This is a genomic window from Shimia sagamensis, from assembly GCF_900182745.1.
GTDB lineage: Bacteria > Pseudomonadota > Alphaproteobacteria > Rhodobacterales > Rhodobacteraceae > Shimia > Shimia sagamensis.
The window spans coordinates 23,001-35,752 of the sequence record NZ_FXTY01000010.1; the positions used below are offsets into that span (position 1 = coordinate 23,001).

The following is a 12,752-nucleotide window of genomic DNA, read 5'->3' on the forward strand; positions in this document are numbered from 1 at the left end:
GGTATTTGGGAATCGGATCAAAATCGCCCCGCAATCAATAGGCTAATTCTAAGTGTCAAAATCCTCACCGATGTAGGAAAACACGCAACGTGCGAACATACCTTGTAAGAATAGTTTTACGCTGAAGCTGGCGCGGGTAGCTTCATCCCCCAATTGGGTGGTTTTGTAAGGGATATTGGTCGGTTAGATATGTTTAGCGCCGCGCACGTGACAGAAATTCAGATGTCGTGACACCTTCCCATCTTGCAAATGCATTAGAAAATGTCTGCTGATGCGAGTAGCCTAATAGGAGGGCAGTTTCCCCTACTGACCTTCCCGCCGTCAAATTCTGTTTTGCCGCTTTATGTCGCGCTGAAGTCCGAATTCCCGCAAAGCTTTGTCCCAGGCGCTTGAGGTCCCATTGGAGAGATCTTGCAGGTACTCCCAAAAGCGACGCCATATCCAATAGAGTGATTGGAGCCTGCATCTCAGAGAGGGCAGACACCTGGAGTTCCTGGATCAGTAAGAAGTTGTCCGGCGTCTGACCTTCAAACCTTGGAAGTGTGTCGTTAAGAGTTGCGGACAGACCTGCGTTGCTTTGTGCCAAAGGTCGCCGCAAGAGGTGTGCATCAAACTCGATAATTCCTCTCGACGCCGAACTCACAACTTTGGCGTCATGGAGAAGGTACTTATGGCCGACCCTAAATCGGGGGTATCGAACGGTTAGGTTGCTATCTTGGTACCCCACAGTCTGTCGGATCAAATTGATAAACAGTCCGACGGCTAACTGCGTATCGAGGTCCGCTTCGGCGCTGGCTCCGTATCCGTTGCAATATTCAATGCGACATCTTTCTCGACGGATGGTCAGTGAAATATCGCCAGAGTTCTGCATATATGACAAGGCTTCCTGGGCTTGGCGAAGTGCATCCCAGAGTGTTTCTGAAACCACTAGGCACCAACCAAACAGGCCCAATTCTTTAAGATCTTGGGTAAGGCCTGCTCGCAAGGCCAGCCCCGGTTCTTCCGCAACAAACTGCAAGCGGTCAAAACTGTCGAGGTAACTGTCAACGGAAACCCAGGCTTCACTCTGAAAGTCCAAAAACTCCGGATTGAGCTCGGCAGATGCTGAGACAAATGCGCTTTGGCTTTCCGTCATGAGGCGGGTGATTGGAACGACTAATGCACCCGCTCGGGTGCGCAATTCGGTCGCGGTCTCTACACCACGTTATCAATCAAATTCTGGGTCACAGACAAAGGGGTCCAAAAATGTAACTCAGTTAAGCTTCGCCTAAGTGCAACCGTCAACAGTTAAAGCAAATGAAGGGACTGTTGCATCAAGACAATCACCGGAAGCTGGGAGCCCCTTTGACGCTCCATGTTCGATGGTGCCCCCGCAATCAGCACATTGCGATTCACGACTTTAGGCTCGCCACAGTCGTTCGCCACTCTTGTCGTTGATCAACCATCCAGCGTCTCTTAGCAGGGCAGCCGCCCGACAATAGCCTTATCGTCCGTACCGACGTGTCAGCTCGATCATGTCGGCCACTAGGCGCGCGTCGTCAGAACGTCCAACCGGCCCCCGCCTTTGAGTGGATCGGTGCTGCCCTAAGGCAAGGCATGCGCGTCGCTCTGAGATGAGGAACTGGTTTCGCTCATGTTCAATGCAGCGACGACGCGTAGGGCTCAATAGTTTCCCCATGCGGCTTCCGACAGGATAAGTTGCTCAAAGTCAGGCCCGAGACGGCGCGGCGCAGCAGGTCTTTCTCTTTCTGAAGGCGTTTGAGTTCCTTCAGTTGGTTGGTTCCCATAACGCCATATTGCTTGCGCCATCGATAAAACGTCTGCTCGGTAATCAGCCCCTGACGGATTATATCTACCCGCGGCATTCCTTGGCTGCACAGCACCTCAACCTGTCGCAACTCCGTGACACTCTCTTCCGGCTTTTGTCGCTTGTTTCCCACCTTCATTCTTCTGTTTGCCAACTATTGAGCCGGGCTAGTTCAGTGGGGGCGGGTCAATCAGTGCGGTGATTTTTGGTATACCAAATTCCAAATACCTGTTAGGACCTCCTTATCAGATACGAATCGGCTGTGGAGGAATGGTCGATTTGAAGCCCTGAGGAGGAAATCAATGAATAAGTTTCTAACCGCTGCTGTAGCGGCTACGATGGCGATTGGTGGTGCTGCTGCCAGTGCCGAAGAATTCCCAGCCAAGACGATCGAAGTTGTAACCCATGCCGGCAACGGCGGAGGTACCGACGTCACAACTCGGATGATGATGCTGCGAGCGCGTCGCGTGTTGAAGGCTGACATGGTTGTGGTCAATAAAAAGGGGGGCGGCGGTGCCGTGGCGATGGATCATTATTTGACCCTGCCAGCCGACGGTCACTCGATCCTGACATTTACCATTGGTCACGCGGCCACTGTCGCCAAAGGCAAGACCGACATGACTCTGGCCGATATTCGTCCAATTGCGCGTGGCACAGATGATCCACAGATCCTTATGGTCCGTTGTGGCGCCTATGAAGGTGCCGAAGCCTTTGTTGCGGCTCAGAAAGAGGCTCCAATCTCTTACGGCACAACACATCTGGGCAACATTGACGACGTATCGGCATTTATGTTCACCAAAAAAGGCGGCATGCAGACACCAAAAATCGTTCCGTTCGACGGCGGCGGTGAGCTTGCTACCCAACTGGTTGCAGGCGCAGTTGACGCAGCGGTTCTGAACTTGGCCGAAGCCGGATCGCAAATCGATGCGGGTGACGTTTGCCCAATCGTTGTTCTTGCTGACGAGCGCATGTCAGGCCTGCCAGACGTATCTACTGCCAAGGAAATGGGTATCGACGTCAGCTTCTCGACCGTGCGTGGTTTTGTAGTCCACAAGGACACGCCTGACGCAGTGGCCGAGCAGATTGAAGCCGCGCTGATGGAGTCAATGCAGCATGGTGTCTATCAGGGCTTCCTAGATTCCGTTGGCCTCGACGCGACCTCGGTTGTTGGCTCCGAAGAGTGGGGCAACCAGATCACAACTATGGTGACTGATATGGAATCCGCTCTGAAAGAGCTGGGCTTCATCGAATAATCTGACCCCCTGCGGTGTGGCGGTCAAAATGGGCGGCCACACCCATCTTCAAGAAGGCAATCCTGTGCAGCCTGCTATGGACAAATCATCAAAACGACGCGCCAATATTTCTCGATATGCCGTGCCAGCGGGCATCATCGTGTTTTGCGCCTGGGCTTATTGGCTCAGCACCCAGTTTGAACGCGTACCGCCCATCCTGAAACGCGGCATGCAGCCTGAGGATTTTCCTCAGCTGGTGATCGGCCTGATCATTATGTTGTCGGTCTACCTGATCTTTCGCGATGACAGCAAAGCGCCCGAACCGCTCACTAAAATGGTGCAGATGACCATCGGGTTGTTGATCGGCTTTCTGCTGATCGCCGAGATTGACCTGTTTCTGGGCCTTGGGCTGTTTGCTGTGTCGTTGACTGCTCTGTGGGGCGAACGCCGTGCCTGGGCACTGATTCTTGTCGGCATTATCGCCCCAGTCGCCGTGTTCTTCATGTTCGATGGCATCTTCGAAGTCCGCTTCCCACGCGGTCTCCTGACAAACCTCTGGTATGAGTAACTAATCATGGACGCAGCTCTTTCCGGACTTATGGCACTGGCAGACATCAATCTGCTGTTCCTCATTGTGGCCGCAACGCTTGGTGGCGTGTTGGTCGGGGCCCTGCCGGGCCTGAATGCGACGACCGGCGTCGCGCTTCTTCTTCCCTTTACCATCACGATGGAGCCGATCCCGGCCATCGCGATCCTCACAACCATCTATTGCGCCGCAACATTTGCGGGCGCTATTACCGCCATTCTGATCAACACACCCGGAACTTCGGCCAGTGCGACCACCTGCCTTGATGGCTATCCGCTGGCGCAACGGGGCGAAGCTGGCAAGGCCTTGGGTATGGCGGCGGTTTCGTCGACCATTGGCGGCATTGTCTCGGTTGTTTGCCTGATGGCTGCCGCACCACTGATGGCTCGCGCGGCCTATAATTTTGCGCCGCCTGAGTACTTTGCGCTCACTGTGTTTGGCCTGTCGATGCTGGCCACCATTGGTGATGGTTCTCCAATCAAGAACATCCTGTCTGGTGCCTTTGGCGTGCTGGTGGCAACCGTTGGTGTCGATCTTCTGACCTCTATCGAGCGTTTTACCTTTGGCATGAACGAGCTGAGCGAAGGTATTCCCTTTGTACCGGTGATGATCGGTGTCTTTGGTATTTCGGAACTGCTGATCCAGGCTGACAACCTGCACGTAGAGCGCAAGCAGGTGATCATGAAGGCGATCAAACTGCCCAGCCGCGCGGATTATAAGAAGGTCTGGCGAACCATCCTGCGCTCATCCGGTATCGGCACATTCATTGGCATTTTGCCTGCTGAAGGCGCAACCGTGGCCTCGATGATTGGCTATAACGAAGCAAAGCGCTGGTCAAAAACACCTGAGGAATTTGGCAAAGGCTCTCTGGAAGGCATCGCCGGGTCCGAAGCGGCAAATAATTCGGCCACCGGTGGGGCCATGGTACCAACCTTGGCACTGGGGATTCCCGGCAGCCCAACTGCGGCTGTGATCCTGGCGGGCCTGATGGTGCACGGTTTGCGTCCCGGCCCAACCATGTTCACCGAACAAGCTGACTTTGCCTTTGCGATCTTCTGGTCGATGATGCTGGTCAACGTGCTTTTCTTCTTTATCGGTCTGTTTGGCGCCAAGCTGTTTGCCCGCGTCACCTTGATCCCGATTCAGATCCTTTGGCCAATCGTGTTCATTTTCTCGATTGTCGGGGCCTATGCTCTGGAACAGTCGATGATCGATGTGCTGATCGCCGTTGGCTCGGGTATCCTTGGCTTCTTCATGCGCCGCTATGGGTTCTCGGTTGTGCCCATGGCCATCGGCCTAATCCTAGGCGGCATGCTGGAAACCCGTCTGGGCCAATCCATGGTGATGCTCGACGAACAATGGTGGCTGATGTTCACCCGTCCCCTGGCTCTCTTCTTCTTTGTCCTGACCGCGCTGGCCCTGTTTGGCCCGCTGGTCTGGGGCCTGATGTTCAAACAACGCTCACCTGTCGAGTCGACTGGAGAATAATATGACAAAAATAAAATCAGTCCGTACCCGCGTCTGGAACTGGAAGGGCAAGACAGTTCCGCCTCAAGGCAACTTCTGCACTAACGCGTCAGATGCCCTATATGATCGTGGCGATGCCATGGGGAGCTTTCGCTTTCACCAGTGGCTGACCTGCGAGGTGGAAACCGAATGTGGCATGATCGGCATCGGCAACGCCGCTCTGGCGCCGAGCCTGGTCAAGCTTGCCATCGACGAGCACTACGCCCCGATGGTGATTGGCGAAGATCCGTTTGACTATGCCTATCTGTGGGAAAAAATGTATCGCCGCACCCATGCGTGGGGCCGCAAAGGTGTCGGTATGACCGCAATCTCGGCCGTGGATATCGCGATTTGGGATCTGATGGGCAAGCTCACCAACAAGCCAGTGTTCAAACTGCTGGGCGGCCGCACAAAGGAAAAGATCCCAGTTTATTACTCCAAGCTATACGCTGACAATGTCGAGGCGATGCAGGCCGAGGCTGAAGAGGCGATGAAACACGGCTATCAGGGCTTCAAGACCCGCTTTGGCTACGGTCCCAAAGACGGCATGAAGGGTATGCGCGAGAACTTGAAGCGGGTCGAAGCGGTGCGCGAAGTAATCGGCTACGACACTGACCTGATGCTGGAGTGCTATATGGGTTGGAATCTGGACTACACAAAACGCATGCTGCCCAAGCTCGAGAAGTTTGAGCCGCGTTGGCTGGAAGAGCCGGTGATTGCCGACGATATCCATGGCTATGCCGAGTTGAACAAAGGGCCGATCCCGATTTCTGGGGGGGAGCACGAGTTCTCGCTGATGGGGTTCCGCCAGTTGCTGGATCTCAAAGCGGTGTCGGTCATTCAGTATGACACCAACCGCGTGGGCGGCATCACTGCCGCGCAAAAGATCAACGCCCTGGCCGAAGCCTATCAGGTGCCGGTGATCCCGCACGCAGGCCAGATGCACAATTACCACCTGACGATGGCCAACGTGAACTGCCCGATTTCTGAATATTTCCCGGTGCATGACGTCGAGGTCGGAAATGAGCTGTTCTATTACATCTTCGAAGGCGATCCGGACGCAGTGGATGGTTATCTGGATTTGGACGACAACAAGCCCGGTCTGGGGATTTCTATCTCTGACAAGTACCTCGCAGATTTTGAGGTGACAGAATGAGCCGCCCCTACAAAGGTATCTGGCCTGTCGCGCCAACACCGTTCAACCCGGATGGCACATTAGATCTTGAGAGTATGACCCGTGTTCTGGATTGTATGATTGATCAGGGTGCAGATGGTATCTGTATATTGGCAAATTTTTCGGAACAGTTTCTGATTTCAGATGCCGAGCGGGAAACACTAACTCGCTTGTGCCTGGAACACGTTGCAGGCCGGGTACCGGTGATTGTGACCGTCAGCCACTTTGCGACCGAAATCGCGGTCGAGCGGACCCAGTTTGTCAAAGATCTGGGGGCCTCGATGGTGATGATGATGGCACCGTATCACGGGGCTTTGATGAAGGGCACACCCACCCAGACCTATGAACAGTTCAAGGCTGTTGGCGACATTGGCCTGCCGATCATGGTGCAGGACGCGCCGCTTTCGGGTGTTGACTTGCCAGTTCCTTTACTCGTGAAAATGGCCGCCGAGATTGAGATGGTAAAACTGTTCAAGATCGAATGTGTCGGGGCCGCTGCCAAACTGCGTGCGCTGATTGAGGCAGGCGGAGACGCTATCGAAGGCCCATTTGATGGCGAGGAAGCTATAACCTTGTTGGCAGATCTGGACGCCGGCGCAACTGGCGGCATGACCAGCGCCATGATCCCGGATCAGATCAAGCCGGTGATTGACATGCATCTGGCGGGTGACAGGGCTGGGGCCACTGCGGCCTATGGCCGAGTCTTGCCTGCCATCAATCACGAAAACCGGCAGTGCGGGTTCCGCGCGGCCAAGGCCGCGATGGTCGAAGGTGGTGTAATTAAATCAGAATTCTGCCGCCATCCGATCGAACCTTTGCATCCAGACACTCGATCTGGGTTGATGGATCTGCTACGGCCACTGGATCCGGTTGTATTGAATTGGGGTAAATAGGATGACACAGGGCGGTTGGATTTCAACACTCAAAGAGGAAGGGGCAGTCCGCCCCCGCCGCACCCTGGCCGAGGAAGCGGCAGATAACCTGCGCGAGTTTATCCTGTTGGGCAAACTTGAACCGAGCACTTCAATCCCTGAACGGGAACTGGCTGAGGCGCTGGGCATTTCTCGCACGCCACTACGCGAGGCGTTGCGGTTACTTGAGATCGAAGGCCTAGTGGAATACTCCGCCACCCGTCGCCCTCGTGTGGCCGATCCATCGTTGCAGGAACTGACGCAATATATCTCAGTTCTTGGTGCGCTTGAGGCTTTGGCGGGTGAAACTGCCTGTGTTGAGGCCACGGATGCCGAGATCGCCGAGATCCAGAAACTAGGTCACGACATGGCCGAAGGCTCTTCCGAGTTGACGGCGCTGCAATTCTTCCAGCTCGACATGCGGTTTCACTCCTCCATTGTCGAGGCAAGTCGCAACGAACCGTTGATTGAAACCCATCGCCAGTACAATGCGCGATTGTGGCGGGCACGGTTTCTGTCTTCCCAACAGGTGGACCGGCGGGACAACACCTTGTCGCAGCACTCTGATATCACGGCGGCACTGATTGCCCGGGATGCTAAGGCAACCCGCCGCGCCCTGCGCGACCACCTCAAAAGCACCATTTCAAATATCACCCGCATTCACGAAGCCCGTGATGCGGCGCAGACCGAGGACTAAACATGAAACCGAAGATTGGCATTATCCCCGGTGACCCCAGCGGCATCGGCCCCGAACTGATTGCCCGCCTGTTGAACCAGGATGGCGTGACCGAAGCAGCAGACATCCTGCTGATCGGTGATGCCCATGTGTTCGAAACGGGTCAGCTTGTGGCGGGGCAAGACTTTGCCATGACACCTGTTGACGTCACCGCAGGTGACTGGAGCGTCAGACAAGGCGTCGCCTTTCACGCGATGGAGACTATTGAACCAGAGCAGATCAATGTTGCAACGGTGACGGAGGCCGGTGGCGCATCGGTTCTGCAAACACTGGATCAGGCGCTGGAGTTCGTTCAGTCCGGTGTCATTGATGCCATCGTTTTTGGCCCTTTTAACAAAGCCGCGATGCATTTGGCGGGTTTGGGCCATGATGACGAGCTGCACTACATGGCTGAAAAGCTGGGGGTGACAAATTACATTTCCGAGCTGAACACGTTGGACGGCATGTGGACCAGCCGGGTGACCAGTCACATTGCTTTGCGTGATGTTGCGGACACAATTTCCGAAGAGCGGGTTACCGAGGCGGTGCATCTGATCGACAACGTGCTGCGCCGTTCTGGCATTGAACGCCCACGTATTTCCGTTGCTGCAATCAATCCGCATGCGGGTGACGGTGGTAATTTTGGTACAGAAGAAATCGATATTCTGGAGCCCACTGTGCGCAAGTTGGCCGAGGGTCAAATGGCAGTGGACGGTCCCTGGCCATCGGACACAGTCTTCCTAAAAGCGGTTGCTAAAGAAATCGACGCGGTTGTCACGATGTATCATGATCAAGGCCAGATCGCCCTGAAATTACTTGGATTTGATCGCGGCGTCACCGTGCAGGGCGGCCTGCCTGTGCCAGTTGCAACCCCTGCGCATGGAACGGCCTTTGATATCGCCGGGCAAGGGCGCGCCGACGTTGGCGCCACTCGTGCTGCTTTTGACATTGCCTGCACTATGGTCACTCACTGGGATAAGTAAGAACATGACTTTTACACCACATGGAAATCATCTGATCGCTGGCCAATGGGTCGCGGGCGAAACAAAATTTAGTTCAGAACCCGCGCATGGCCCGTCTCATGGGTTTTCGGTCGGCACGCCAGAGCATGTCAACGCGGCTGTAGAGGCTGCCGAAGAGGCGTTCTGGTCCTTTGGATATTCTAGCCGGGCGGAACGCGCAGCCTTTCTGAACGCGATTGCCGATGAGATTGAAGCGCGCGCCGATGCGATTACCGAAATTGGCACTCAGGAAACCGGTCTTCCCGAAGCCCGACTACAGGGTGAGCGGGGTCGCACAACCGGTCAACTGCGTTTGTTTGCATCGCATATTTTGGATGGTCACTATCTGGACCGTCGCCATGATGAGGCTCTGCCCGACCGGGCCCCTCAACCGCGGCCTGACCTGAAAATGATCCAGCGTCCAATTGGACCTGTTGCGGTGTTTGGTGCATCTAACTTTCCGTTGGCGTTCTCGACTGCGGGTGGTGACACGGCCGCCGCACTGGCCGCAGGTTGCCCTGTGGTGGTCAAGGGGCATTCAGCACATCCGGGAACGGGTGAAATTATCGCTGCGGCCATCCAAGCGGCGGTTGCTACCTGCGACATGCACCCCGGTGTGTTTTCGTTGGTGCAAGGGGGCAAACGCGACGTAGGGCAAGCTCTTGTCCAGCATCCTTTGATCAAAGCTGTTGGGTTCACTGGCTCGCTCGCTGGTGGACGAGCTTTGTTTGATCTCTGCGCACAACGCCCCGAACCGATCCCGTTTTTTGGTGAACTGGGTTCTGTGAACCCGATGTTCATCTTACCCGAATCCGCAAAAACACGAGGCGCACAGATCGGCGCTGGTTGGACGGCATCTTTGACTATGGGCGCGGGGCAATTTTGTACCAACCCGGGCATTGCTGTCGTGCTCAAGGATCAAGCCAAGGCTTTTATCGATGCAGCAGCTAAAGGGTTGGCACAAGTTGGCGAACAAACGATGCTGACGGATGGCATCGCGTTAGCGTTTCGTAATGGACAGAGCCGTATTGCCGCGAGCGAAGGGGTTCAGGAAGTTCTGTCCAGCATGTGTAATCAGCGAAATGCCACACCACAGCTGTATCAGACGACTGCGGCGCAGTGGCTGGCCAACGATGAGCTGGGAGAAGAAGTTTTTGGTCCGCTTGGATTGATTGTTATCGCCGACGATATTGGCCAAATGCACTCCGTTGCTCGAGCACTTCAGGGACAGCTGACTTGTACACTGCACATGGATCAAGGCGATACAAAAACCGCTCAGTCGATTTTACCCATTCTTGAACGTAAAGCCGGTCGTATTTTGGTGAACGGATTTCCAACAGGTGTTGAAGTCAGTGAAACAATGGTTCATGGAGGGCCCTATCCTGCTTCCACTAACTTTGGGGCGACGTCAGTTGGCACCTTGTCCATCAGGCGGTTTTTGAGGCCTGTGTGCTATCAAAATTTGCCGACCGCCCTTTTGCCGGAGTCATTTTAGGGACCGAATAGAGTTTTGTTTTCAAGATTTTGAACCCCATAGCTGCCTTTGTTCCCGAAAGAGACAAGGGGCAGCTATGGTCCGTTTAGTTCAGCCAAAAGCCCTGACTTTGCAAAGTATGCTACCTTTGGTGGTACGCGCAAGGAATGTCATTGGGAGGGATTTTCCGGGGTGTTTACTCCAAATGGTCAAGAGAGGTTCCTAGAAGCCGGGAAGACGCTGTGGGCGGGCGGTACTTGGGGCGTCCCCTGTGGAGGTGCGAGAACTCGAACTGCAGTCGCAGAAACACAAAGCCACATTACCGCTCGGACTGATGGCACAACAAGGATTGTTCCTGAATTGCCATGCCGCTCTGAGAATAAACATAACTCAGCCGATTGGCTGAGCTTGCCTGGAGTAGGGGGGAGTCATAAACCTGAATAGTGCAAGAAAGCCACTTTCTGAACGCACCAAGGGGCCTCCCTCTCACAACTTACTCCTTGATCTGGGTGCATTGGTTTGACAAACACCCTTTGACATCTTTCGAAAGGCGGCCAAGCAGGTCGCCTTTTCCTTTTGACCAACCTTTTGGAATGCTGCCATGACGATCACCCACCTAGTCACTCATTCTGGCGGTTTCCATGCCGACGAGTTGCTGTCTTCAGTGGTGCTTACACAACTGTTTCCTCAAGCGGAGCTGCGCCGCAGTCGGGATCGGAATTCGATCACTCCCGCAGCCCACAAAATCATTTTTGATGTTGGCGGCGCCTACGATGGGGAGGCGCAGATTTTCGATCACCACCAACGTCCCGGGCCACTGCGTGGCGATGGCCAACCGTTCAGTTCTTTTGGTCTGATATGGGCACACTACGGGCGCGCGTATCTGGAAGCCATGAACGTCCCTAAAGGTGACGTTGAGGCCATCCATGCAGAGTTTGACGCCAAATTTGTGCTAGCAATTGACCTCTTGGACAATGGCGCAATGGAACCGTCTGTTGCTGGGCCTTTGTCGATCATGACCTTGCCAGCATTGTTGGGAAGCTTGAAGCCTGTATTTGACGACGTATCGCCAACCGCAGACGATGACGCATTCTTCGAGGCTTTGCCCATTGCCCGGAGTTTTGTCGAAGCCCAAATTCGCAATCTCGCAGCCAAAATCAGGTCACGAGATATCGTGATCAAGGCAATCGCCAATGCAGGCACATCCCCTATTCTTGAACTGCCAACGGGTATGCCTTACCGCTCGACCCTCGACCAAGCAGAAGCTGAACATATGTTGTTTGTGATCCACCCGCGCGGTGATGACTGGACACTCAATGGCATCAAGCTGTCAAATGACACTTTCGAGCAACGCGCGGATCTGCCTGCCGCTTGGGCAGGCCTAACAGACAGGGAGCTTGAAGAGGCGAGCGGTGTCCAAGGCGCCAAATTCTGCCATAACGCCCGCTTTATCGCTGTTGCCAACACCCGTGAGGCGATCCTGGAAATGGCCGAAATTGCGGTGCGAGGCGTTCACTAGTCCGGGAATTGTGAATTCGCTACGATCTGTACCAAAAAGTGGGAAGGAGTAGATTGCGAGTTTTGCAAAGTCTGACTTTCGCTCACCATTACAAAAAGAATGTGGATCACGCATCGTATTTGAGGGCTGTTCGACTGCGGTGGTTTCGAGCTCCCGCAATCAGTACAAAATAAGCCGCCGCAAGGCGGATTTCTGCGTTCTGGGACGATCTTATGACAGGGCAAATCTAGCACGCCTAGTGTAACGATAGTGAGGCGCGGACAACATGCGCTGTCGATCTCGGTATCCGGTCACAGCCTTCATCTCTTACGTTTGGGGCTTGTGACCGTCTCTCCTGAGAAACCTCTATTTTGCGTTAGTTCTGGTTGCGGACGGTAAATCCTTCTTCACGAAAGATCCGCTACAGCGTTCCAATTTACCTGCCAACTCTCATGCTCAGCAGGATTTGCAGGCTTCGATGGCCTACGCACAGCTATCAACTGATCCGGCAAATTCAGTCTTGGCAGGTCGCTTGGATACACGGCGCTAGACGCGTGGATCAATACCCCCAAACACCGGATACGGCGAGGAGCCGGTCACAACCTGTCAATTCAGCGGCAAGAAATACGGACGGTTTGTCGAGGCCCGTGTGTGGCACGGGCACGGCGCCATTGCATGCGAATGACACCGCCAAATCACCCTAATCAGAGGAGTTAGACACTCTCTTAGTTTCGTCGGTCATTTGTCCGGAAGAACCTGAACAGGACACCGCGCTCAAACAGCACTCTCTGCACTGTAGTGAGTTTGGTTATCTAAGGGCAAAACCATCTGGGGCGCAGCACAACACT

10 protein-coding genes and 1 pseudogene are annotated in these 12,752 nt (G+C 54.6%); 9 read left to right on the forward strand and 2 right to left on the reverse strand.

All coding sequences use genetic code 11. The features are described 5' to 3' along the window. Positions 1-193: 193 nt before the first annotated feature. Both QOL67_RS19710 and QOL67_RS19715 read right to left on the reverse strand, forming a co-directional pair. A complete protein-coding gene (locus QOL67_RS19710) occupies positions 194-1,135 on the reverse strand; it encodes an AraC family transcriptional regulator (protein ID WP_283427706.1) in 942 nt (313 codons plus the stop codon). Positions 1,136-1,405: 270 nt separating this feature from the next. Further along, positions 1,406-1,940, reverse strand: a pseudogene (locus tag QOL67_RS19715) (transposase); the annotation flags it as partial. A 169-nt stretch (positions 1,941-2,109) separates the two neighbouring features. On the opposite strand from QOL67_RS19715, the gene QOL67_RS19720 reads away from it, so the two are divergent. The 9 genes from QOL67_RS19720 (at position 2,110) to QOL67_RS19760 (ending at position 11,925) form a co-directional block, all read left to right on the forward strand. After that, the gene (locus tag QOL67_RS19720) at positions 2,110-3,060 is read left to right on the forward strand and encodes a Bug family tripartite tricarboxylate transporter substrate binding protein (RefSeq protein WP_283427707.1); all 951 of its coding nucleotides are present in this window, start codon (positions 2,110-2,112) and stop codon (positions 3,058-3,060) included. Positions 3,061-3,088: 28 nt separating this feature from the next. Further along, on the forward strand, positions 3,089-3,607 hold the full coding sequence (locus tag QOL67_RS19725; RefSeq protein WP_283427708.1) for a tripartite tricarboxylate transporter TctB family protein: 519 nt from the start codon (positions 3,089-3,091) through the stop codon (positions 3,605-3,607). A 6-nt stretch (positions 3,608-3,613) separates the two neighbouring features. Next, entirely contained in the window at positions 3,614-5,113 is a 1,500-nt protein-coding gene (locus QOL67_RS19730) for a tripartite tricarboxylate transporter permease (protein ID WP_283427709.1), read from the forward strand. 1 nt (position 5,114) lies between these two features. Next, positions 5,115-6,287, forward strand: coding sequence for an L-rhamnonate dehydratase (locus QOL67_RS19735; protein WP_283427710.1), 1,173 nt, complete (start codon positions 5,115-5,117; stop codon positions 6,285-6,287). After that, positions 6,284-7,198, forward strand: coding sequence for a dihydrodipicolinate synthase family protein (locus tag QOL67_RS19740; RefSeq protein WP_283427711.1), 915 nt, complete (start codon positions 6,284-6,286; stop codon positions 7,196-7,198). Before QOL67_RS19735 ends, QOL67_RS19740 begins: the two co-directional genes overlap by 4 nt. Before the next feature lies 1 nt (position 7,199). Further along, positions 7,200-7,913 carry a GntR family transcriptional regulator gene (locus QOL67_RS19745; protein ID WP_283427712.1) on the forward strand — a complete coding sequence of 238 codons (714 nt, stop codon included), beginning with the start codon at positions 7,200-7,202 and terminating at the stop codon, positions 7,911-7,913. 2 nt (positions 7,914-7,915) lie between these two features. Next, positions 7,916-8,914 (forward strand): 4-hydroxythreonine-4-phosphate dehydrogenase PdxA, encoded by a 999-nt coding sequence (locus tag QOL67_RS19750; RefSeq protein WP_283427713.1) that lies wholly within the window; start codon positions 7,916-7,918, stop codon positions 8,912-8,914. A 4-nt stretch (positions 8,915-8,918) separates the two neighbouring features. Then, complete coding sequence (locus tag QOL67_RS19755) at positions 8,919-10,427, forward strand: aldehyde dehydrogenase (NADP(+)) (protein WP_283427714.1); 1,509 nt, start codon at positions 8,919-8,921, stop codon at positions 10,425-10,427. A 580-nt stretch (positions 10,428-11,007) separates the two neighbouring features. Then, on the forward strand, positions 11,008-11,925 hold the full coding sequence (locus tag QOL67_RS19760) for an MYG1 family protein (protein WP_283427715.1): 918 nt from the start codon (positions 11,008-11,010) through the stop codon (positions 11,923-11,925). Positions 11,926-12,752: the final 827 nt, after the last annotated feature.

Coding starts and splice junctions, on each gene's coding strand:
- QOL67_RS19725 (WP_283427708.1), top strand. CDS start 3,089: ATGGGCGGCCACACCCATCTTCAAGAAGGCAATCCTGTGCAGCCTGCT.
- QOL67_RS19750 (WP_283427713.1), top strand. CDS start 7,916: ATGAAACCGAAGATTGGCATTATCCCCGGTGACCCCAGCGGCATCGGC.
- QOL67_RS19755 (WP_283427714.1), top strand. CDS start 8,919: ATGACTTTTACACCACATGGAAATCATCTGATCGCTGGCCAATGGGTC.
- QOL67_RS19730 (WP_283427709.1), top strand. CDS start 3,614: ATGGACGCAGCTCTTTCCGGACTTATGGCACTGGCAGACATCAATCTG.
- QOL67_RS19735 (WP_283427710.1), top strand. CDS start 5,115: ATGACAAAAATAAAATCAGTCCGTACCCGCGTCTGGAACTGGAAGGGC.
- QOL67_RS19760 (WP_283427715.1), top strand. CDS start 11,008: ATGACGATCACCCACCTAGTCACTCATTCTGGCGGTTTCCATGCCGAC.
- QOL67_RS19710 (WP_283427706.1), bottom strand. CDS start 1,135: ATGACGGAAAGCCAAAGCGCATTTGTCTCAGCATCTGCCGAGCTCAAT.
- QOL67_RS19720 (WP_283427707.1), top strand. CDS start 2,110: ATGAATAAGTTTCTAACCGCTGCTGTAGCGGCTACGATGGCGATTGGT.
- QOL67_RS19740 (WP_283427711.1), top strand. CDS start 6,284: ATGAGCCGCCCCTACAAAGGTATCTGGCCTGTCGCGCCAACACCGTTC.
- QOL67_RS19745 (WP_283427712.1), top strand. CDS start 7,200: ATGACACAGGGCGGTTGGATTTCAACACTCAAAGAGGAAGGGGCAGTC.